General features: G+C 56.3%; 18 protein-coding genes and 3 pseudogenes. 4 read left to right on the forward strand and 17 right to left on the reverse strand.

Annotated features, from left to right (window positions below):
- Window positions 1–50: 50 nt before the first annotated feature.
- On the reverse strand, window positions 51–1046 hold the full coding sequence (locus CU102_RS26030) for an MBL fold metallo-hydrolase (protein WP_245425571.1): 996 nt from the start codon (window positions 1044–1046) through the stop codon (window positions 51–53).
- A gap of 536 nt (window positions 1047–1582) precedes the next feature.
- Here CU102_RS26030 and CU102_RS29995 point away from each other — a divergent pair.
- The gene (locus CU102_RS29995; protein ID WP_166648573.1) at window positions 1583–1756 is read left to right on the forward strand and encodes a hypothetical protein; all 174 of its coding nucleotides are present in this window, start codon (window positions 1583–1585) and stop codon (window positions 1754–1756) included.
- 148 nt (window positions 1757–1904) lie between these two features.
- Window positions 1905–3989 (forward strand): adenylate/guanylate cyclase domain-containing protein, encoded by a 2085-nt coding sequence (locus tag CU102_RS26035; protein ID WP_106713996.1) that lies wholly within the window; start codon window positions 1905–1907, stop codon window positions 3987–3989.
- Window positions 3990–4038: 49 nt separating this feature from the next.
- Here CU102_RS26035 and CU102_RS26040 read toward each other — a convergent pair whose 3' ends face one another.
- A complete protein-coding gene (locus CU102_RS26040) occupies window positions 4039–5988 on the reverse strand; it encodes an ABC transporter ATP-binding protein/permease (protein WP_425351607.1) in 1950 nt (649 codons plus the stop codon).
- Window positions 5989–6254: 266 nt separating this feature from the next.
- Here CU102_RS26040 and CU102_RS30000 point away from each other — a divergent pair, with 266 nt between their 5' ends.
- Window positions 6255–6401 (forward strand): hypothetical protein, encoded by a 147-nt coding sequence (locus CU102_RS30000; protein ID WP_166648574.1) that lies wholly within the window; start codon window positions 6255–6257, stop codon window positions 6399–6401.
- 624 nt (window positions 6402–7025) lie between these two features.
- On the opposite strand, the gene CU102_RS26050 is transcribed toward CU102_RS30000, so the two are convergent.
- From CU102_RS26050 to CU102_RS26060, 3 genes are read right to left on the reverse strand one after another with little or no spacing between them, the layout of a single operon-like run.
- The gene (locus CU102_RS26050) at window positions 7026–8549 is read right to left on the reverse strand and encodes a DUF6212 domain-containing protein (RefSeq protein ID WP_106713976.1); all 1524 of its coding nucleotides are present in this window, start codon (window positions 8547–8549) and stop codon (window positions 7026–7028) included.
- Window positions 8549–10597: a glycosyltransferase family 2 protein gene (locus CU102_RS26055; protein ID WP_106713977.1), complete on the reverse strand. Its 2049-nt coding sequence runs from the start codon at window positions 10595–10597 to the stop codon at window positions 8549–8551. Before CU102_RS26055 ends, CU102_RS26050 begins: the two co-directional genes overlap by 1 nt.
- The gene (locus tag CU102_RS26060) at window positions 10598–11629 is read right to left on the reverse strand and encodes an NAD-dependent epimerase/dehydratase family protein (RefSeq protein WP_106713978.1); all 1032 of its coding nucleotides are present in this window, start codon (window positions 11627–11629) and stop codon (window positions 10598–10600) included.
- Window positions 11630–11768: 139 nt separating this feature from the next.
- Here CU102_RS26060 and CU102_RS26065 point away from each other — a divergent pair.
- Window positions 11769–11849, forward strand: a pseudogene (locus CU102_RS26065) (IS6 family transposase); the annotation flags it as partial.
- Between the two features lie 161 nt (window positions 11850–12010).
- On the opposite strand, the gene CU102_RS26070 reads toward CU102_RS26065, so the two are convergent.
- From CU102_RS26070 to CU102_RS26125, 12 genes and pseudogenes are all read right to left on the reverse strand, one after another.
- On the reverse strand, window positions 12011–12448 hold the full coding sequence (locus CU102_RS26070; RefSeq protein WP_133624697.1) for a hypothetical protein: 438 nt from the start codon (window positions 12446–12448) through the stop codon (window positions 12011–12013).
- A gap of 140 nt (window positions 12449–12588) precedes the next feature.
- A pseudogene (locus CU102_RS26075) lies at window positions 12589–12990 on the reverse strand (dihydrofolate reductase family protein); the annotation flags it as partial.
- Window positions 12991–13031: 41 nt separating this feature from the next.
- A pseudogene (locus CU102_RS26080) lies at window positions 13032–13187 on the reverse strand (dihydrofolate reductase family protein); the annotation flags it as partial.
- A 33-nt stretch (window positions 13188–13220) separates the two neighbouring features.
- Window positions 13221–14147 (reverse strand): SRPBCC family protein, encoded by a 927-nt coding sequence (locus CU102_RS26085; protein WP_106713981.1) that lies wholly within the window; start codon window positions 14145–14147, stop codon window positions 13221–13223.
- Complete coding sequence (locus tag CU102_RS26090) at window positions 14144–14485, reverse strand: ArsR/SmtB family transcription factor (RefSeq protein WP_106713982.1); 342 nt, start codon at window positions 14483–14485, stop codon at window positions 14144–14146. Before CU102_RS26090 ends, CU102_RS26085 begins: the two co-directional genes overlap by 4 nt.
- A gap of 386 nt (window positions 14486–14871) precedes the next feature.
- The gene (locus CU102_RS26095) at window positions 14872–15177 is read right to left on the reverse strand and encodes a hypothetical protein (RefSeq protein ID WP_133624698.1); all 306 of its coding nucleotides are present in this window, start codon (window positions 15175–15177) and stop codon (window positions 14872–14874) included.
- Between the two features lie 166 nt (window positions 15178–15343).
- The gene (locus tag CU102_RS26100) at window positions 15344–16330 is read right to left on the reverse strand and encodes an ABC transporter permease (RefSeq protein WP_106713984.1); all 987 of its coding nucleotides are present in this window, start codon (window positions 16328–16330) and stop codon (window positions 15344–15346) included.
- Complete coding sequence (locus CU102_RS26105) at window positions 16327–17307, reverse strand: ABC transporter permease (protein ID WP_106713985.1); 981 nt, start codon at window positions 17305–17307, stop codon at window positions 16327–16329. The genes CU102_RS26100 and CU102_RS26105 overlap by 4 nt, the downstream gene beginning before the upstream one ends.
- Window positions 17304–18830 (reverse strand): sugar ABC transporter ATP-binding protein, encoded by a 1527-nt coding sequence (locus CU102_RS26110; protein ID WP_245425575.1) that lies wholly within the window; start codon window positions 18828–18830, stop codon window positions 17304–17306. Before CU102_RS26110 ends, CU102_RS26105 begins: the two co-directional genes overlap by 4 nt.
- Window positions 18831–18888: 58 nt before the next feature.
- Entirely contained in the window at window positions 18889–19998 is a 1110-nt protein-coding gene (locus tag CU102_RS26115; protein ID WP_106713999.1) for a sugar ABC transporter substrate-binding protein, read from the reverse strand.
- 240 nt (window positions 19999–20238) lie between these two features.
- Window positions 20239–20955 carry a GntR family transcriptional regulator gene (locus CU102_RS26120; protein WP_106713986.1) on the reverse strand — a complete coding sequence of 239 codons (717 nt, stop codon included), beginning with the start codon at window positions 20953–20955 and terminating at the stop codon, window positions 20239–20241.
- Between the two features lie 33 nt (window positions 20956–20988).
- Window positions 20989–21210: a hypothetical protein gene (locus CU102_RS26125; RefSeq protein WP_133624700.1), complete on the reverse strand. Its 222-nt coding sequence runs from the start codon at window positions 21208–21210 to the stop codon at window positions 20989–20991.
- Window positions 21211–21367: the final 157 nt, after the last annotated feature.

Genomic DNA, 21367 nt, shown 5'->3' on the forward strand with positions numbered 1-21367 from the left:
TTGGCGTTTCGAAGGCATGGCCTGGTTCCGGAAACCGTTCGCTGCGTACCTCAGGAACTTCGACTATCGAAGACCAAACGCGTCCCGGTGTACGCCCGCAGCAGCTTCATCGGAAGCTCGGCCTTCGCGAGATCGGTGAACGGTTCGCCGGAGCAGTGAAGTGGAACAACATAGGTCGGATCGATTTCCCTCAGAGCGGCGATGGTCTGGCGCAGGTAGTCCGGCTGATATGGGGCCAGATGGAAGCCGCCGATCACCGCATGGACCTTGTCGACGCCGGAAACCGCCTGGGCCTGCTTGATCGTATTGATCAGGCCGCGGTGGCTGCATGAAGTGAGCACTATTAGCCCACGTCCTTTGAGGTTGAACGCTGTGGCAAGCTCATGACGGAACTGATCTGGCACCAGCCCCGGCTTCCGATCTTCTTCGGCAAGTCGTTCCGGGAAGCAGCCAAGGCCATTTTCAATCCCAATCGTCATGGCGCTGGGCGAAAGCAGCTTTTCGAAGCTACTTTGGCTGATTCGACCTGACGTGAAACCATGTTCCCCCACGAGCGAAGGGCCGACTGAGTCGGTCACTACGAGGTCTGCCTTTTCCAGCGCCCTGCGGTCGAGGACCCCGAAATCGCCCTGAACGGGTGGACCGGTCCATTCACGGGCACAGAAACAGTCCTCACCACCCACATACAGCGGAAGCTTGGGCTTCAACCGGCCGCTGGTGCGCTGAAGGAAACCAACGAGCCCGCCGAAATGGTCATAATGGCCATGACTAAGTACCAACGCATCCAGTACGCCGGGGTTGAGGCCAACAAGTTCGATGTTGTTGTTCAGCGCTTCGGGCGTAAAACCGAAATCAATCAAGGTGTTTCGGGTCTCGGAACCACGCTGGGTTTCGACATGCATCGAAAGACCAAATTCACTGATCAATGTCCTGGCGGGCGGATGATCACCGATTCCCCACCCGAAATGCTGTATGTCCAGACCATCGATCTTCCTGCCGGGGGCCACGGCGAACTGATAGCTGTCAATTAGCACGCGGACGGTCACTCGGTCCAACTCAGGAACCTCGCCAGTGAGCTTCTCGGCGCTCGCCGGACTGGCCCCGCCAAGCAGCCCGGCCAACAACCCGGCGACAAGGGCAGCGCCCCCGCCGCAGATGAGTTCTCGCCGGTCCACGGCGTCGCATAAAAACTGCCGTGGCGCAGAATTGCAGCGACAGAAACGTGTATTGGATCGATCAACATGCATGGCGGCCTCCTGACCGGTTCACGAACCGATGGTCATCAGAGGCGCGGGACAAAGCGAGAATGCTCGCTCAGCCGGGCGTCGAGAGGAAGCGAGGGTACGCTCCAGGATCCCACCATGCAACCGGCTTTTGCCATCCATTCATTGGCCACGTTTGCGTTGGCTCCATTCATAACAGAAGCTACTGCAGCTTGTGTAATTCCCGTTTGAAGAGCTAAACACAATAAACAGTAAGCGAGCGTCTCGGATCTCAAAAAGAGGCGGAGTGAAATGGCTAGGGTGGTGGGGCACCCTTTGCCGTCTGCTCCGCCTTAAGTGCTAGGACTGCGAAACGGGGCATGGGGAAGAGATTCGGTGGATTCGGTGGCAGGGCGAATTTTCCACAAGCAATGCCGCTTGAGAAGCCGACCGGCGCAGTCTACCAATTGACCGTGGTCGGTTTTAATGTTGTCGCGGCTGGCGGCCTCTACACCGGTTTGAATGCGCTGCCCAACAGGCCGCGAATCCAGTAGCATCCGTTGACCGTTCGCAGCTGAATCTTGGAGGAAAAGGCTAGGGGGCAACCTTGCATATCGAAGCACGGCAGTTCGCGTTATCAGGTAGAGTTGATTCATGTCTCCTACAAACGTAACCGGCTCATCCCGCCCCGTGCGTTGGGGCTTGGCCGCAAAGCTATTTACGACCCTCGTACTGCTGGGCGCGATCGCAGTCCTGGTCACCGGGGTGCTCGGTTACTTCCGCGCCCGCGACGCCCTCGAAAAAGCAGTCTTCGACCAGCTCACGGCCGCCCGTCAGACCAAAACGCGCCAGGTCGAAGACTATTTCCGCACGATCGATGGCGAGTTACGCCTTCTTGCCACCTCCAAGATGGTGGTCGATGCCACGCGCGAGTTCCGGATCGTAGTCGACCAGCTCGACCAGGCCGGCACGTCACCCGAATTGCGCCAGAAGGTCGGCGACTGGTACACCGAGAACTTCATCCCCGGAATTACGCGTGTTCTAGGCAAGGAGCCGGCTCTGGCCGAGTACCTGCCAGTCGGCGCCGCTCCCTATTATCTGCAATATCACTACATCGTCGCCAATCCGCATCCGAAGGACCGACGTAAGCTTATCGACGATCCTGGCGACGGAAGCGACTACAGTCGGCTGCACGCCTTGTATCATCCTCTGATGCGCGCCGCAGCCGCAACGGTCGGTTTCTTCGACATGATGGTGGCCGACCCCAAATCAGGTCGCCTGATCTATACGGTGGAGAAGGAGGTGGATTTCACCACGTCCCTCCAAGTCGGTCCCTATCGCAGCTCCAACGCCGCCGCCGCCGTCGCTCGCTGCGCCCTGACCCCCGACCCGTCGGCCGTGTGCCTGGAGGATTTCGCGCCTTACGGCCCGTCGCGCGGTGCCCCGATTGCCTTCATGGCAGCGCCGGTGATCGACCGGGGCGTCGTCATCGGCGTGCTCGTCGCGCAATTGTCGAATGAGGAGATCGACGACGTCGTCACCGGCGGTCGCCGCTGGCGACAGGAAGGGTTTGGCGACACGGGTGAGGCCTATCTCGTCGGACCCGATTACCTGGTCCGCTCTGGCCCGCGTGCGTTCTATGAAAATCGTGAGAACTACTTCGCCGAACTGAAGTCCGTCGGCGCCGCGGAGGAGGAGATCGCCGCGATTCGGCGTTACGGGACGCCGGTGCTGCATCAGCGCATCGACACCACGGCCACCCAGGCTGCGCTCGCCGGCGTCGAGGGCACGGGCGAGGTTGTCGGCTACCGCGGCGTCCCGACGCTAGCTTCGTGGGGACCACTCGCCATTCCTGGCGTCAAGTGGGGGCTGGTCGCCAAGATCGACAGCGCTGAGGCCCTCGCGCCAATCGACCAACTGCGACAGGATCTGCTGGTCGTCGGGGGACTGGCGCTGCTAGTGGTGGCAGCCACCGCTGCCTGGCTTTCGCGAGCGCTGCTTGGACCGCTGCGCGAGCTCACTGCCGGGGTGAAACGCTTCGCTGCCGGCGACTACGGGGCCAGCGTGCCAGTCCGAACGCGCGACGAGATTGGCCAGCTCTGCTCAGCCTTCAATGGCATGGTTGAGGATCTGCGCGAAAAGAATGTCGTGATCGAGAACAAGAATCGCGAGAACGAGCAACTGCTGCTGAACGTCCTGCCGGCACCGATCGCCAATCGGCTGCGCGGTGGCGAGGAGGGGATCGCCGACGGATTCGCGGAGGTCACTGTGGCCTTCGCTGACCTGGTCGGCTTCACCGAGTTGACATCGGAAATGCCGCCGCACGAGGTGGTGACGTTGCTTAACGAGCTCTTTACGCGCTTCGACGCCGCCGCCCACGATCTCGGCATCGAGAAGATCAAGACGGTGGGCGACGCCTACATGGCGGTCTGCGGCCTGCCCGAGCCGGTCGCAAACCACGCCGAGCGTATGGTGCGCATGGCCATCCGCATGGTCCACATAACACGCGAGCACGGCATGGAACACAACGCTTCGATGAAGCTCAGGGTCGGCATCAACACCGGCCCTGTCGTAGCCGGCGTCATCGGGACGAGTAAATACATCTACGACCTATGGGGCGACACGGTGAACCTCGCGAGCCGGATGGAATCGGGAGGAATCCCCGACTCCATTCAGGTGACGCGCCCGGTCTACGACAAGCTCAAAGGCCAGTTCGCCTTCGAGCCGCGCGGCGCGATCGAAGTCAAGGGCAAGGGGAAGGTAGAGGCCTGGCTCTTGAGATTGTAGGGCCGTGAGCGCCATCTATGCCGGCCGGCCCCTCTACCTATCCGGGGCGCTATTCAGCGGCTACCATCGAATATTTTCGCTGCACGAAGTTCGGCACCTCAACGCGTGCCAGCGTCGGCTGAATGTCGTGGAGTTCGGCAAGCCCGTTCCTGATTTCCAGTATCTGTGAATAAAATTCGGATCCGCATGCCGATTTCGGTGTTTCCTGCTCGTGCATCACACTGATGACCGTGATCCCCTTGCAATGATCCTTGATTGCCTGATGGAATGCAATTTTGGACCCTGGATCGAGAGCGGCTGTGGCCTCGTCGAGGAACAATATGTCCGGCTTATGTAGGAGGATTCTCGCTAGAACGAGTTTCTGTTTCTGGCCGCCCGACAGAAGCTGATCCCATGGAACGCCATCGCGGTCCTCCTGATCGAGATTCTCGATGAAGTCACCCACCCCAGCTCGATGAAGCGCGGCAGCTGCGGTCGCATCGCCAAACGCTGATTCATCGTCAGGAAGACAAATGAGCTGCTTGAGGGAGACTCCCGGCAGCTTCACTTCCTGGGCGGCATACATTGCCGTTGCACTTTCAGGATAAATAATGTCACCCCGGCCGTATGCCCAAAGCCCGTTCAGCGCCTTCAGCAGGCATGTTTTCCCACAGCCTGACTCACCCCTGAGATAGACCCATTCACCCTTGTGGAAATGCAGATGGGACGCCGACAGGAACGCCTGCGCATCATCCGACCGATGCATGAGTTCAAGATTGCGGACCGTCATGCCGAAGAGTTCGTGCTGTGTGCTATAGGAGAATTCGCTCACACCGCTTGACCGATAGAAATCTGTCGGTTGCCGGACTGCTTCAACGGCTACCGCAAGCCCTGTGACACGCCTGGCATTGGCCTTCAGATTGGCAATTGCCGGCATCACCTGGATGAACCACGAGCATTCATTGATCATCGAGCCAACGAGCTCGGCACCCGTGATGTAATTCTTGAGGCTGATCGTACTGCTCATATAGGGAAGAAGGCCAGGCAGATAGGCGACTACGCGGGCCGCAAAGAAATTATAGACGGCCGTGAACGACATATATGCGGCATCAAAGCAGTTCAGCCTGGACCACGTTCTGTCCACCCCCGCATAGAGGCGGGTGTTGACGGTCCGCTGCACATATTCGCCATTTGAGGCGGCAACCTGGAAGCTGCGGCGAAGGAATATTGTCAGCTCACTGCGGAAACTGCCCTCAGTCTGCTGCATCTCCAACGTTAGTTTTTCGAGAATACGGCCGATCCTCATCGCAACCCATGTGCTCAAAGGAACGTAAAGGGCGATCGCCACGAAGGCGAGTGTGGCGCTGCCGTATGCGCCGAGGAATTCGAGCCCGCTGACCTGTGACGACATTTCGACAAGCTTTTGTCCGACGAAGACGATCGACATCGCGACACCCAAGATCCCCATTGAGAGACCTATCGCGCCGCCTGTCATCCCTTTGATCGATTCTTGCAGACGCTGGTCAATATTGTCGGGCATTTCCGGGCGATCACCCTGCTGGAGGTGATAATGCGTATGATTTCTGTCGAGGAGGGCATCGTTGAAACGGGAATTCAGCCATCCGCGCCATTTGCGGTGCAGCGTTGTCGAAAGCAGATGGCGGAAACCGACAAATCCAAACTCCTTCACGACCACTATGACGACGAGAACTCCGCCATTGGTCAGAATTGTACCGAGAGGACTCTGATTGAAAGGATCATGAATATTGACGATAGAATTGAGGAGCTCGCCCGACGCCTCTGCCATCCAGACGCTGGCCTTGCTAGCAGCTGCAGTCAAAGCCGCGATCGCTATAGTCAGGAGCCAGGCTTCCATCCATCTGTCTGACAACCAATACGCCCGCATCAGACCCCAGAAGGTCGTCATGGAGGCCACAGTGCCGCCGCCGAATTGCCACCGCGAGCGGCTTTTGCCCTGCTGACTGCTGTGTTGCAATTGAATACCGCTGGTCAAAGTCATCACTTATTAGTCACACAATGTTACGTATTGCAACAAACCGTGGTTAATAAACAGTTAACTTTTCCAATTTTAGGCGTCGTGTGGTCATATGTTTCCGACCAACAAGAAGGGTGTCACGTGGGCACCTTGGTAAGGCTGTGGCCTACAAGCTCAGTTACGTTGCAACGTGGAGAAAGCTCATTAACCTACATCTGACTGATGTCATCCTCACAAGTTTTACGAAGGGCGAAATCGTCATAGGCCCGAATAGAATGAGTTTTGAGGCTATGACGGAGCTCGTTAAACCCGTCATTGGAGCGGAGGAGGATTTCGACAAGAAGGTCGAAGAACTCATGAACGAAGGTCGAACGACGATCAAACCGAAGGATCGCCCAGACAGCGAGATTGCCATTGCGATGTACCAGTCGTCATAGTTCATCTTTTCGAAAAAGGCCATATCTTCACCAATGAAGGCCATGCATTTGCTCACTGCATCGGGCAACTCTGGGACAACGCAGCGATGGAGAGCTTCCGTATTCGATTACATCGAGCGCTTCTAAAACCCAAGGCGTCGCCACAGCCGCTGTCAGTGCAAAACATCCTTGCACCTCAATGATTGCCGCCAGAAAATGCATTGAGGCCACGTATGGATCAAATTCGATGTGTTAGCCGACTAGGTAACTCAACGTCTGCTGTTTGCCCGCTATGCCAATGTTCTCGATATGTGCTTCGAAGTTGCATAATGGCTTGTGTGGTTGCCGCCCGGGATGCAAGTAGTTTCTTGAACCTTTATGAACATGTGATCTAGTGCGGTCTTGTGTCAGGCCTCATGGAAGCGGCCTGTCTGGCGCCGCGGTATGGTGATCTGCGGATAAGCTCCAAATCTCAACTACGAGCACGCGGGTTCAGAGCCATTAGCTGGTTAATCCTATCCAGATCTTTTCGATCCTTCTGCCCATTCAGGTCGTCGACTTCTCACCCTCGAGTTCCAGGAAGCGGCCGCGTAACGCCTCTTTCGGGAGATGATAGCGCCGAAGCATGTCATAGAAAATAACCAGTCAGGGCTCACGCAGCATGATCGGGGACACGTTCCATGCCGATGCAGCGTGAACTTCTGCCACAAATCGGTTGAATACGATGCGTCCATGGGGTGGCACCGGCCCCGGTTTTGGCAACCGGGTAAAAAGATGGACATCAACAGGTTCGTTTTGCATGTCTGGAAGGCGAACAATCAATCTCGATGGAGTCAGCGGTTCGGTCAATTCGACCCAGTCAGTGGCAGCAAGGACTCCTTCACCTCTCTCAGCTGCATCCGCTTCTACACCTCTCGAGGTCACGACAACCCGAGTACCAAGATGGCGCGCTTCGCAGCGCCTATCGTCGATGAATACCTCACAGGAAATCTCGATAAGGCCACGGGTTGCAGGTAATCGTATGACCGCGGCGGAGGGGATCGCCTTCAGAGGGCGCAGAAGCACTTTTCCGCGCTCCATATAGCCGAATACCGGATAGGGGGCTGTCATTTCGCGCGTCAATCGCACCGTCTCGACAAGCGAATCTGGAAGCGGAACTTCGAGCGCGGTCAATTGGTCGTTCACAAGTTCTCCTTCGAACGTGTACATCGCCACGCCCGGCAGACCACCCCACAGTTTTAGTGCCAGCATTTGGGCTAGCAGTTGGGAACTTCGCACAGCATTCGCTTGAGGATCAAAACTAAATCGGGACAGAAGACCCGCTGGCGTCGCTGCAATTTGTGGCGCTGTGGCCCCGATTTCGCTTTCAGTCCAAATATGAAGTTCCAGTGAATGCGACGATGCCGCAGATGCACTCTGCAAACGAAATGGAATCCAACCCGGACAAAGTGCGTCGAACGCTATTTGCCCTCTTGCCAACACTGCGCCAGTGTCTCGTGCTAGGAGTTGTGCGAATAGGATCCCGCTGCCAGCACCCACATCGATAACATTGAGGTCAAATCCAAGCAGCCCGCGCGCACCGATTGGCAGTGGCTGGATGATGCGCGATTCGATCGATATCGCGACGTTGTCCGGAGTGTCAGAGTTGTTGAAGATCAGTCGCGGCGAAGCGAGGCGCAGATTTGCAAGGAGTTCCTCGATCTCCGCCGGGATCCTGACGTGATTGAGCCAGCTTTCACGCAGAACTGCCAGATCTCGCATCAAGGCAAGGTTCATGTTGCCCAGCCTTTGTGCTTCCCGCAGTGACCGGGCGAGGAGCAGTTCCATTACTGCCTTCTGACTTCCCTTCACAATTGGAGCGTCCAAATCTTTGCCACCGGTGTTTGCATACCAAGTCTTCAGCGCGTCCAGAGATGTGTCTTGGACTAAACCAGGCGCCCAAAACGCCCACACATTTGACGGCGGCAAATCGAATATATGGATGTCCGCATTGGGATGACCATCCTCTTCGGCCTGGACTAAAGTGAAATGATCATCGTCGACCAGCTGAAATACGTACTGATCCAAAGGAAGTTCGTTATCCGGTTGAGCGGAATCCAGTGTGAGAATGATTATCTTCGGATTGCCATCATGGAGTCTTGATAACATATGGGTCGGCGCGCGCAGCATCAGGTTATGTCCGCTGTGGTGAACTCATCGGCTGAGTTAATGACGCTTGACCAGAGGCGCAGTCGCGCTTCCGGAATCCCGAATGCCCTGCAGAGGTGTGCCGTTTCGAGATCTGGAAGGATAATGGCACTATAGGCCTGTTCGAAGGCCGAGCACGCATTGATCTCTGCGCTCGTCACTTTGCCGGTACCGTTTCCGAGCAATGCCCAGGTCTCCACTTTCAATCGTCTGAGTGATCCCATCAACGAATGCGATAAGCCACCGTCCACACTTACCACTCGATCATAAGTTGCAAGGGCACCAACGGCTTCGTTCATATGTCTTTTCTCCAGTCTCGATATCAATCCAGCCTGATAGGTATCAGATCTCACACCGGACAAGAGGTGCGGCAGGGGCATCGTAATAATCTGCGAAAACGCAGATCGAGCGGCAATCTCGGGACAAGCTGGTGCGAAAAGGAAAAGGTGCACAATAAACCCCTCGAAATTGAGAGCTTGTGCAAGGTGTTCGGCAGCGGTCAATTTCTCAGCATTTGTCGCGTTCAAGATCAAGGCAGCATATCGTTTGCCCTGCTCTACGCCGGAAGGAAGAACTGAAGGCAGGTTGAAGAGTTCTGGATATACATGGCGCGGCAATGCGGTTTGAGCCCGGTGGCGGTCCAGGGGAAGCGCATCCCACAGCCCGTGCCGTGTCAACTCTGCAACTTCTACGATTCCGCGGCATAATGTTTGGAGACTGTCGTGGCTATGATCAACCTGATCAGGAATCGCCGCGCCGGAATATTGAATATGCAACGGCAGATAGTGATGCTGTTTTCCGCTCTGCATCCCGCCGCCACGGATATCTGTCGTTCCTGAGAGAGCATGACGAATAAGTTCGAAACACTCGATGGCAAAGATCGTCTCGCGCCAACCACCAGGCCACCGATCTTTATCGGTGTCTATTCCACTGGTCCAGGAAATGGAAGGCCTGGCTGCGCTGCTGTGCCGGACCGAACATGCGACAACAGTGGATCGCGACAGCGCGCATTCCAGCGTCCACAGGACACCCAAAAGCTGGCCATTCGCCAGAAATCCGTCGAAAAGAGAACTGTTCATTGCGATCAATTGGCCTGGGCACGAGCCGTACGCGGGTCGTTGACCCGCCTGAAGGAGACGTACGATGAATTCTTTACGTGTCAGTTTCTCTATATGATCAGCAACAGTGAAGCAGCTCACACTGTCGGTGTCGGGATGATACACTGCGTAGCGAGATCGGGCATCCGCCTCCAAGGTGAGAACATTGCGCGGATTGTAGAGCCGCGGATGACGGTGGCGGATATAACGCTTAATTGAATCGAAGTCCCGTTCTGCAGCAACCAGCATGCTTTCGCCGCGCCTTCGATAGGCAAAACCCGTATCTCCAACGTGTACGCCTCGAAACCCTTTTTCCATGCCTTGAAGCCAAAATTCCCAATCCTCGATGCCTTGACGCATTTCGGTATCAAAACGGATTCCGGCGTCCAGCATTCGGCGCGAAGCCATGCTACCGGCCTCGCAAAAATTGCGAAACAAATGCTCCAATGGCGAATAGGGGCCGGATGTATCCGCATGTTCTGCGAAACCGAACTTGCTCACATCCGGATATGCCCATCCGACTTCCGGGCCGGACGAGCGCAGTGCATTAAGGAGACGCTGAAGAAGATGAGGGCCGATCCGGTTGTCGCAGTCGAGAAAATAAACGGCCTCCAGCTGCGAAAATGCAGCAAGCGCAAACTCTATTCCGCAGTTGCGGGCCGAGCTAAGGCCCCCATTGCTCTTCGATAGATAAAAGACACGCTCCGGAAAACCGGAGGCGAAGGTCTGACACACATCGTGTGTTTCCGTTGTTGGACACCCGTCGTTGACGATGACGATGGAATAATTGAAATCGGCTATCTGGTTCAGTGCGGTATGCAGTGTTTCGCAGGTAAGCCAGGGCTGACCGTAAGCTGGAATAATAACAGCAACCCGGGTATCGGCAACTGCGTGTTTCAAGTTCGGGCTTCCACGCCAATGCGGATCGACCATTCAAACATATTTAAGCGTCCAATTCTTGAGTTGTGGAACGTCTTGGGACTCTTCGGAGCGATCGCGCGCGGAGTGTAGATTTGAGACGATGTTGGCTGCCTTCATCCACTTGATGCTTCGATGCAGACCTTCATGCCAGTTGACCATTGGTCGCCACGGTGTTTCGCACTGAATCAAGGATATGTCGAGAATGTTCCTCGGGACATCCACTGCGCGGCCTGGATGGTGGGATCTCTCGATCGCCCCCTCGTCTAACACCGACTCTATGTCATCAACCACCTGGTTGACAGTCAGACCTATTCCAGATCCGACGTTCATGACCCTATATGGGCCGTGATAGAAGCAACCACACAGCATTGCCGCCACAACATCGTCCACATAGATAAAATCGCGTGTAACCTTCCCGTCGCCCCATATCTCGACACGCTGCTTCAATAGCGCACGCCGGATTGTAGTCGCAACGAGACCTTGCCTCCGATCACCTTGTTGGAAAGGCCCATAAATGTTCGAGATACGGCAGACATGATATTCGAGACCATAGAGCCGATGAAACAGGGCAAGATACTTCTCAATCGCAAGTTTGCCGATACCGTAGCCAGAAATTGGTTCCGTTGACGATGACTCCGGAATCGGGATTTGCGAGGGAATACCGTAGACAGTTCCACCCGAGGAGGAGAAAACAACCTTCTTGACGCCTTCCTTGCAACAAACTTCAAGCAAGCGCACTGTGGGTAGAACGTTTGCCGCTAAATCGGCAGCGGGGTCCCGGTTGGACTCTTCCGGGATCGTCGTACTGATTAAATGAAAGACAAATTCTTGCCCCCTTACGGCGTGGTTGAATGTCCGAACGTCGTCGAACAGCCCCGAAATCCACTTCACGTCCTGATGAAGTGACGTCGGACGTGATAGGGCGCGTCCATAGGCTGCCACCGTTGCCCCGCACGCAACCAATGCATTGCACAGATTAATCCCAAGCACGCCACTTGCTCCCAGAACAAGACACCGCCGCCCTTCAAGTTCAATATGTTTCATCGGCGCCCGCCTTCCGGAGTTATATCCAGCACTGATCACCTGAATTGGGCTTTTTTGGGCACAGACAACGGTTGTGTTGCAAACTCTTTGATTACGGTTGTGTGGGACATTGAACCCGACGAAAGGCGCGAGCGGTCACATGTTCAAAGGACGGCATTTCGATCGATCTGTCATCCTGCTTTGCGTACGTTGGTACTTGACTTATGAGCTGAGCCTGCGGCGGCGACCGGAGAATGAATATGGCGCCCGGGGACTACGCTCCGTTCTAACCATACAGGTTCGTGGACGCGGTCGAGTTCGGGGACAAATCACTCATCGCAGCGCCTCCTTGCGGAGCTACCTCGAAGAATCGCCAATAGTAAGGTTTCTGGAGACTGAACTTCAATCAATGTGGATATCCTGAACCTGTGGATTGGAATCCAAACTGTGCCAGCCTGGAACGTAGCTCTCCGTATGTGAGCAAGCGCGAGCAATATCAGGATGCCGTTTCACCCACCGTTTCAGGGCTTTCCAAGCGGGGCTTTCTGTGAATGACAAAGCCTGCAGTCGACCAGTGATGGGAATGCCGAATTCTCGTGAGACAACATTGATCTCTTCGTCGTCGAACATTGGCAGTACAATACGCGGCTGGTTGTCTTTGCATATGGCATAGTAGTGCCGACCGACTGGTTTCGAGATTTCGAGCGCGCTTCCAAGTGGCACGCGATGATCGTACGCTCGGTTTTCCAGCATCTTCAGATATGGACCGTCAGCACATACCGTACCTATGAAAGTACGGCCGCAAATTTCATTTCTATAGAATTGATGTCTGTCCGGCATCCTGTTCTCCTGTGATTCAACAAAGGATTTGACGCAGGTACGCTCTGAACACTCCTCGAATTATAAACGATTCACAATGATCATTACACTACGCTGGGTTAGGCGCATCTTCCAGATGGGGTCGCGACAAGAACACCGCCAAACTGTATCAACGCGGAAGTAGCGGTCAGGGTCGCCGTGAGGTCGGCGCTGCCGAACACGAAGATGTCTCCGCCGTCCCTGGTCTTCAGCTTGGAGACTTCTTCCGCGACATTGCCGTTGAAGAGCTTCGTGTTGTTCCAGTCGGCGCTTTTCAGCGTGCGCGAGAAGACCACCTTCTCGATCTTGTTCATGAAGTCCGCGATCCAGCCTTGCTCGGACGGCCAATAGGCTGCCATGAGCTCGTAGGTCACGCGGCCGAAGATCAGCGTGTCGGCCTTTTCCTGGGTCTCACGAATGTAGTTCTCGAGTTCGTCTTCGAAGACGAAGCAGCTGATGTCCCTGTCCGGACCTTCGAAGAAGCCGTCGACGGTCACCATATCCCATGTGATCAGTTTTCTCATAGAACCCGCCTCTTCATGTATCCCTTTGTGAATTCTCGGCCCTATCCCGCGAAGCGGAAGCGCATGTTGGTGATCTGCCCCGCTTCCGAGACCTCGGTCTTCTCCAGCCTGACCGGCTCCATGCCCTTCTGACTGAAGAGGCGGATGCCATCGCCGATGAGGACGGGCGCGACATGGATGAGGACCTCATCCACAAGCCCTAATTCGAGCCGACGGGATGTCGCAGCATTTCAGCGGGATGCGACGAAGCGTTCCAGTTTGCCCAGAGTTTGCAGTCCCAGTTCCACGGCACCGAAGCCCTTCGCCTCCTGGAACTCGGCAGCCGTGCTGAATACCATGCCCAGCGTTACCTTCGTTGCCCCGTCCTGATCCTCGAACGAGGCCCAGGCGTCGGCATGTTTCGGCCCGTTCTCGCCCCAATGCAGCGTATAGCCGATCCTCTCCTCGGGCCGGACCTCGTTATAGAGATGGTGGTTCGGGAAGACCGTGCCGTCAGGCGCAATCATGTCGAAGACCCATTCGCCGCCCGTCCGCAGGTCTATCCTCTTCGTCCGACAGGAGAACCCGTCTGGTCCCCACCATTGTGGCAGTGTCTCAGGGTTCATCCACGCGCCCCAGACTATGGTTCGCGGCGCTTGAATCACCCGCTGCAGCACCATGGTCCGTTCAGCCGCGCCCGCGAGGTTATCCAGTCCCGCGCCGAAGCCTTCTCGATAGCCTGCCTCCATGTCCTCCGCCAGCGAGGAAAGCTGCACCGTCAGGACCAACCGGCTGCGTTCGTGCGTGCCCGAGATATCCGCCGTCACCAGCGCGACCGATTGCGTCACGCCCCCAGACGAGATCACCTCGTAGTTCACACTGCACACCGCTGGCTGCAACGCCAGCCAGCCATCCTCGCAGCGGATGTCTGGCTGGCCCTCCACCTTGCAGAGCGAGACCTCGCGTCCACCCACCCTGGTGTCGGCCTCCAAAAACTCCACGGTGACCGAGGGCATGGGCGCGGCCCAGACCGCCCGCGCGGCCGGGGCCGTCCATGCCTCCCACAGCACGGCCAATGGCGCGGCCACGTCCCGTTCGAAGGTGAGCGTCGCAAAGCGGCCATTCCTATCATCAGGCGCCGCACGGGTCGCACTGTTTGTAGCGAGGTTCTGTGTCATTCTTCGCTTTCCTTCATCACATTCATCACAAATGCATCCAACCGGTCGAGCCGAGCCTCCCAGATGGCCCGCTGTTCATCGAGCCATGTCCGCACCGGATCCAGAGCCTCGGGTACGATGGCGCAGGTGCGTATCCGCCCGTCCTTGGACGTGGTGATCAACCCTGCCTCCTCCAGCACGGAAAGGTGCCGCATCACCGTGGGCAGCCGTAGTCCCGTGGGCCCAGCCAGATCCGTTACGCGCGCAGGTGTTCCGGCGAGCCGGGTCAGGATCGACCGGCGGGTCGGATCAGCGAGCGCGTGGAAGAGCAGCGAGAGATCAGGATCATGCTTAGTCATGTCGCTAACTATCGCCAATTTACTGGTGGCGCAAGCGAAAACTTCGTCAAGTCGCTAAGTTTTTCCGCCCGAACGCACCGAGTTCTTGGAGCAGGCGGCTTCCGTTGCCGAGTCCGCTGAGAGGTTGCTCGCAGCGGTGCGAGCGCACGCCGATGCCTGCAATTGAAGACAAATTCCTGAAGCCGCCAGTCCGCTTCCCACCAAATCTCGTCGTTTCCCGATGGCTCGATTATGCCGAATTGCCGCATGGCCCGAAACAGGTTTGCTCGCCGCAAAGCTCGGCAATGCGGCATAATCCGACTTACGCATAATGGAGGGATTCATGAACGAGCGCCTCATTGCCATAGGGCCCTTGTGCACCATTTTACTTTGCACCGGCGCGCAAGCTACCTCGGATAAGCCACGCTCAGTTGCCGCCTGCACAGCTGCATTGGAAAAAAAGGCATCAAGGCAGACAGACTTTGTGCAATATCGACGGAACTCAGGCTGAATGGCTGCTGCGCAAAGATCACGGGAACGGTGAAGAGCGATAGAAACCCGGGCGCGAACTTTGTTTGTAGAACCCGCGACAATGCCGTGTACAGCCTCACGATCCGCCGGGAAGCGAAGCGACCTTGACCGGTTCCTCGATAAGCCATTTCAGAGGACGCGGCGGCACCGAAACTCAAGACCTTCAAAGCAATCTCACCCACGCCACCGCCGCCTGAACATTCGCCAGGCAGGTCATTTCAACAGGCTTTGTTGAGAGCGCAACGGAAGCGAGCATCTTTTATGGAGACGCCGCAGCAGTCCATACTATCGGCATGTTCAAACGAACAATCTCAAAAAATCAAAATTGCCTACGCCAAAATGCGCGCCTTATTTTCGGTTGATCTCGCCTCTTCCATAGGCAAGCAACATAGCAAGAATAACGATGCCGTAGATGATCTGCCGTCCGGCTTCCGGCATTTGCATCACAGCGAGGATCGATTGCAGTAGGGTGATGAGAATAACGCCGGCAATTGTGCCCAGATAGTTGCCGCGCCCGCCGAGAATATTGGTGCCGCCAAGGACAACGGCGGCGATGGCCGGAAGCAGGTAGGGATCGCCCATCGCCTGATAGGCCTTGGTGGAATAGCCTGCAAGGAGTACGCCCGCAAAGGCGGCGGCGGCACCCGACAAAACAAAGCACCATATGATGACGGCGTTGGTATTGACGCCCGAGAGGTAGGCTGCTGCTTCGCGATTACCCACCGCGTAGACGCGTCGGCCGAACGCCGTATGCGTCAAAAGGAAGGTCGTAAATGCGCCTACGACAACCCATATGAGCAGGGCATTCGGGATGCCGAACATTGGCCGCCCGACAGCGAGAAAGTGCATCGCGTCCGTGGCATGGTCCTGCGGAGCAAAGCCACCCGTGTGCAACACCATGAGCCCCTGGACGACTGCATTCATGCCGAGAGTGAAGATCATCGAAGGCAGTCGAAGATAGGCGACACCAATCCCGTTCAATAATCCGACCATCGCACCGCAAAATATCCCAACCGGGATCGCTAGAAGATTGCCGGTATCTCCGTACCATCCCGCAAAGGCTGTCGCCATCATCGCGCCGAGGGTCACCGTCCAAGGGATCGACAGGTCGATATGGCCGATCAGGATGACCATCATTACGCCCGAAGCAATAATGCCGAGGAAAGCGCTGATCTGGAGTTGTTGCAGCAGATATTCGGGGGAGAGGAATTCACGAGAATAGAGCGCCCCACCAAACAGCATGAGTATGATGCAGGTGAACGCGATGATAAGCGAACGATCGAATGAAAACCGAAGGGCGGGAAAAGCGCTGACCGGGAGTTTTGGCTCGCTCATGTGAAAAGCTCCAGGCGGTTGCGAATACGCAGAACACGCAGGGCACCGAGGCTGACGGCCGCAAGAAGAACCACACCCTGGAACAGGGGTTGCCAGAGTGGGTCGAGGTCGAAGACGAAAAGCAGGTCTTCGATGGTGCGTAGCACGAAGGCGCCGAAGATCGATCCAATTGCTGAGCCCCAGCCGCCAAACAACGACGTCCCGCCAATCACTACTGCAGCTATAGAATTGAGCGTATAGGTCCCGGCGATCGGCGCAGATGCCTCACCCGAATAGGTGTTGAAGGTCAGCATCAGGCCGCCAGCGGCGGCAAGCAAACCTGCAAGCGTATAAGCCAGGAGCTTCGCTCGCTGCACGGGAACACCGGACATATAGGCAGCCTGCTCATTCGACCCGACGGCGAGGGCCGCACGACCAGGCACTGAATTCCTGTATGGTAGCCAGACTATCAGCACTATGACAAGGAGAACAACCAGGGTCGTGGGCACGACCCCGAACAACTGACCCGTTGCAAGGTCGGCAATATCAGATTGTACATCGCCGCCGGGACCGGGACGGATGTAGAGCGCGATCCCGTAATACATTGCGCCAGTCGCCAGCGTCGTGATAATTGGCTGGAGCCGGCCCCAGACAATAATTGCACCGTTTATGAAGCCCGCCAGCGCACCCGCGCCCAGCACCACGGTGATGCCGAGTAAACCTTCGCCGATCGTGCCGATTACGATGACCGATGCCAGGCAATTGGCGAGGATGAAGACCATTCCCACCGAAAGATCGAGACCGCGCGTCAGGACCGGCAGGGTCTGCGCCATGGCGACCAGTGCTAGCAGGACGGCCTTGTTCGACGCTGTTGTTGCCACCGCAACAGTCAGCCCGACGGGGTGATTGCTGATGTAGATGATGAACATCACGATGAAGAGACCGATCGCGGCGAGCAGTCCGCCATTGTGATGGATACGATGGCGAAGATCGTTCATGCCACCTGTCCCTTCTCGTCCACGTTCAGCGCTGTCTCGATGATCGTGCGCTCGTTCAGGTGCTGACCCATCAATTCCTGCGCAATGCCGCCATTGTACATGACGAGCACGCGGTCACAGCAGCCGATCAGTTCCGCATAGTCGGTAGAATAGAAAAGTACCGCCACCCCTTTGTCCGCAAGATCGCGGAGTAGCTGATAAACCTCCTGTTTGGTGCCAACATCGATACCGCGTGTGGGGTCATTAAGAAGAATAATACCGGGATTGGTCATTAGCCATTTGGCCAGAACAACCTTTTGCTGGTTGCCGCCCGACAGGGTCGAGACCGCCGCGGCCAGATCAGAGATCTTGATCTTCAGCCTATCGATGATCTTCCCGACCGCGGAGTGTTCTTTGCCGCCATCGAACCGCAGCCCCTTCTGGAAGTGAGACAGCGAGGCAAGGCTGATGTTGTCGCGAATATTCATCGGGAGCATCAGACCTTCGGTTTTACGATCCTCGGGAATGAGTGCCAGTGGTAAGGGCGCACGCATCGCCGCGCGGGGTCCCGAAAGACGATGTGGCTTGCCCATTACTTCCACCGTGCCGGAAACGCCCTTGAGTACTCCGAAAAGCGCCAGCAGCAAGGACCTCTGTCCCTGACCGTCCAGCCCACCTAGCCCAACGATTTCGCCCTTGCGAATATCGAGTGAGATGTCGCGCAATTGCGTACCCCAGGATAGATTTTTTGCAGAAAGAGCCACCGGTGCTGCTGGCTTCGGAACTGGTTTGTCCGGATAGTGATGGATCAGTTCGCGGCCAATCATCATCTGGACGATGGCGCTTACTGAACGCTCGCCTTTTTTGAAAGTCTCGATCCTCCTTCCGTTGCGAAAGACGGTGGCGCAGTCCGCGAGGGCCTCGATTTCATGCATCCTATGCGAAACGTAGAGAATTCCCACGCCCGCGGATTTAAGGTTGCGAATGATCGTGTAGACATGTTCGACGTCGGCGGCGGTCAGTGCCGAGGTCGCTTCATCGAGGATGAGCAGCTTGGGTTTTTTTGCCAGAGCCTTGGCGATCTCCACCATTTGTCGCCGAGACAGCGGCAAGTCGCGTACGAGTTCAAGCGGATGAACGTCCTCACAGCCGATCGACGCCAGCAGTTCACGTGCCCGCTCACGCTGTGCACGCCCGTTGATCAGACCTCCACGCAGTGGTGGTGAGACGATCGATAGATTATCCGCGACGGTCATGTCAGGCAGGAGCGACAATTCCTGGAAAACACAAACCACGCCTGCGGCCATTGCTTCCGTCGGGTTGCGAAAATTCACTCGTCGGCCTTCGACGATGACCTCGCCCTCGCTAGGATCAGTTACACCAGCTGCGATCTTGATAAGCGTCGATTTGCCAGCGCCGTTTTCGCCAAGGACCGCGTGAATCTCACCTGGACAGGCAACGAAATCCACCTCGTTCAGCGCAGCGATACCGCCATAGTGTTTCGAGACGTGTTTCATTTCCAGAATTGGCGCGGCGTCCGACACGAAATACCCCCTCCCAAAGAAAACCGGAGTGCGTATCTGCACCCCGGTTACGATCGATCTACTGATCAGCTTTGGTTTGGCCCATGATTTCCTGCGCGCTGAAATTGATGCCGCAAGTGGGGAAGGAATTGCCGACGAAGAAGTTGTCGGTCTCTTTCGAATAATAGCTTTCGCCGTCCTTGAAATTCGGATCTTCCACAATCGACAGGGGCAGCGTGATCGATTGGGGGACCACTTCTCCCTCAAGCGCCGCGATTGCCGTCTTGATGGCAACGGCAACCTGTGCTGGCCCCGTGCCCGCAGAGGTGCATTTCAGGCCATCCTTGGAATATTCTGCGCAGAGTTTGCGGAATCCATTCTCCGTTTCACCGCCGACAGGCACGAAGGGATGCTTGGCGTCGATCATCGCTCGGATCGTTCCGGTCGATCCACCCTGCACAGAGACGCCATCGAAACGCTTGTGCACAGCGATCGCATCAGCCACGACCTTTTGCGCGGTGCCATCGTCCCAGCGGCCGACGACTTCCACGGTTTCCCAATTGCCTCCCGATTTGTTCAGAACCTCCTGAATACCTTCATGACGATCGCGATCGACAGAAGTTCCGGTAACACCACGCACCTCAAGCAACTTTCCCTTGTTGCCAGGAACGTTCTTGACCAGCCAGTTGCCCCAGAGCTCGCCAAGCCCCTTCTGATCTACATTCACATTAACCGCTTCGTCGGTATCGAGTGTGTTATCGAAAGCCACCAGAACAATACCAGCTGCATTGGCACGCTTGATAACCGGTTTGAACGCAGTCGGGTTTTGGGCATTGACGACGATGGCATCATAACCGGAGTTGATGAAGTTATCGACCGCAGCAATCTGTGCGGCGACATCGTCACCCGTTGAAACTACCTTGAATTCCTTGAGCTTGGCCTTCACTTCCGGCAGCGCTGCATAGGCCTTCGCTGTCTGAATCATCTGAATGCGCCATGTGTTGCCAATGAAGCCATTGGCAAGGGCTATCCGGTAAGGACCTTCTTTCTTCGGCCATTGGAAATACTTCGTCTCCGCGGTCAGCGGCTTGAAACATTCCGCGTCCTTGCTCGGACCCTTCACAATTTCTGGTCCTGCGGCGTATGCGGTGGCTGACATCGCCAGACCGGCAACAGTTGCAACCAGCATGCACTTGAGTGGCATTTTCATTTCAGTTCCTCCTCCTTGCTTGGTTATGCTTTTTGCAATTTTATGTCTGACTTGTTCCTTCATGTGCGTAGATCAAGCTCCTCACGCGAGGAGGTGCAGTCCTTGCGCGCGCTGCCTGCGGAACGACACTAACGTCGATCATCATGAACAGGAAAATCGCGCCCCACCTCCATAATCCGTCCCTGCCGATCGTGATTGCCAGGCAATGCAGGTGAACCCCTATGTTCTCCCAGCCCTTTGCCGCCGCTCATGGTTGCGCACCGTGGTTTGTGAGGTAGCAAGAGCTTGCAGTAGCTTGATGTAGCGGTCCCGTGTCCATTCGATATGCCAAGCGAGTAACTTGATCGCCTTGTCCACTTCACCTCTCCCGACATGTTGCAAAAGACGCTGGTGCTCATCACATGATGTGTTGTTCAGCTCAGGGTCGAGCGACAGTCGATTGCGAAGCGCTTGAATTCGAAATGCGATAACAGTGAAAGTTTCGGTCAGATACTGGTTATCGGCGACATCAAACATCGCCTGGTGGAATGCACCGTCGAGAACCCGATAGCGTTCCGTATTTCCTTTTGCCAATGCAAGTTCCATTGCTGAGACAATCTCGGACCAGCGTCGGCCCAAAGCACGCTGATCACGGTCCATGGCCAGACCCAAGGCGGCGAGTTCAAGAATTGAGCGCACTTCGGCCAGCTGAACTACCTGGTCAGCGCTCATTTCGAAGACGAAAGTGCCACGCTGGGGCTGAACATCGACAAGACCCTGACGCTTCAGTTCGAGAATGGCCTCACGTACGGGTGTCTTGCTAATGCCCAGTTCCTGCGCAATTGCCAGTTCGGACAATGGCTCGCCGCATTGCAGCATCCCGCGAACGATACGACCGCGAATATAAGCTGCAGCTTGTTCAGTTAATGACGGTCCTCGTGCAACGGCCAGTGTCAAAATACACCTCCGATTGGCTCTATATCTAAGATATCATATCCTAGACCCTCCGTGCCCAAATCTTTCAAAAACCCAAACGACGCCACGGTCGAAGCTTGCCATCGCACGGGCGAAGGCCTTGACGGCAAGCGCGGCGATCAGGCCGCCCCAAGTGGCGAGGCCATAAAGCTGCTCAACGCGCATGGGAACAACGGCAGATATCTCGATACGAACGGGGCTGAGTGAGCTTGCACCGCCTTTCGGCCGTTTCGCCATCCAGGAGATCCCCACTGTCATACGGCACCAGTAGCCCTGCATAGATTCAATCAGCCATTTTTGGCATTTCTCGCTCACATGGAGTCGTTCGCTGTCCAGACGTGATCTGCATCGCCGTGCACCCGGATGACCAGGTCCATGCTGTGCTCCCGATGGT

Origin of the sequence: Phyllobacterium brassicacearum, assembly GCF_003010955.1 — a bacterium.
In the GTDB taxonomy this organism is placed as follows: Bacteria; Pseudomonadota; Alphaproteobacteria; order Rhizobiales; family Rhizobiaceae; genus Phyllobacterium; species Phyllobacterium brassicacearum.

Coding starts and splice junctions, on each gene's coding strand:
- CU102_RS29995 (WP_166648573.1), top strand. CDS start 1,583: ATGGGGAAGAGATTCGGTGGATTCGGTGGCAGGGCGAATTTTCCACAA.
- CU102_RS26040 (WP_425351607.1), bottom strand. CDS start 5,988: ATGACTTTGACCAGCGGTATTCAATTGCAACACAGCAGTCAGCAGGGC.
- CU102_RS30000 (WP_166648574.1), top strand. CDS start 6,255: ATGACGGAGCTCGTTAAACCCGTCATTGGAGCGGAGGAGGATTTCGAC.
- CU102_RS26050 (WP_106713976.1), bottom strand. CDS start 8,549: ATGCTGCGCGCGCCGACCCATATGTTATCAAGACTCCATGATGGCAAT.
- CU102_RS26055 (WP_106713977.1), bottom strand. CDS start 10,597: ATGGTCGATCCGCATTGGCGTGGAAGCCCGAACTTGAAACACGCAGTT.
- CU102_RS26060 (WP_106713978.1), bottom strand. CDS start 11,629: ATGAAACATATTGAACTTGAAGGGCGGCGGTGTCTTGTTCTGGGAGCA.
- CU102_RS26070 (WP_133624697.1), bottom strand. CDS start 12,448: ATGCCGGACAGACATCAATTCTATAGAAATGAAATTTGCGGCCGTACT.
- CU102_RS26085 (WP_106713981.1), bottom strand. CDS start 14,147: ATGACACAGAACCTCGCTACAAACAGTGCGACCCGTGCGGCGCCTGAT.
- CU102_RS26090 (WP_106713982.1), bottom strand. CDS start 14,485: ATGACTAAGCATGATCCTGATCTCTCGCTGCTCTTCCACGCGCTCGCT.
- CU102_RS26100 (WP_106713984.1), bottom strand. CDS start 16,330: ATGAGCGAGCCAAAACTCCCGGTCAGCGCTTTTCCCGCCCTTCGGTTT.
- CU102_RS26105 (WP_106713985.1), bottom strand. CDS start 17,307: ATGAACGATCTTCGCCATCGTATCCATCACAATGGCGGACTGCTCGCC.
- CU102_RS26115 (WP_106713999.1), bottom strand. CDS start 19,998: ATGCTGGTTGCAACTGTTGCCGGTCTGGCGATGTCAGCCACCGCATAC.
- CU102_RS26125 (WP_133624700.1), bottom strand. CDS start 21,210: ATGGCGAAACGGCCGAAAGGCGGTGCAAGCTCACTCAGCCCCGTTCGT.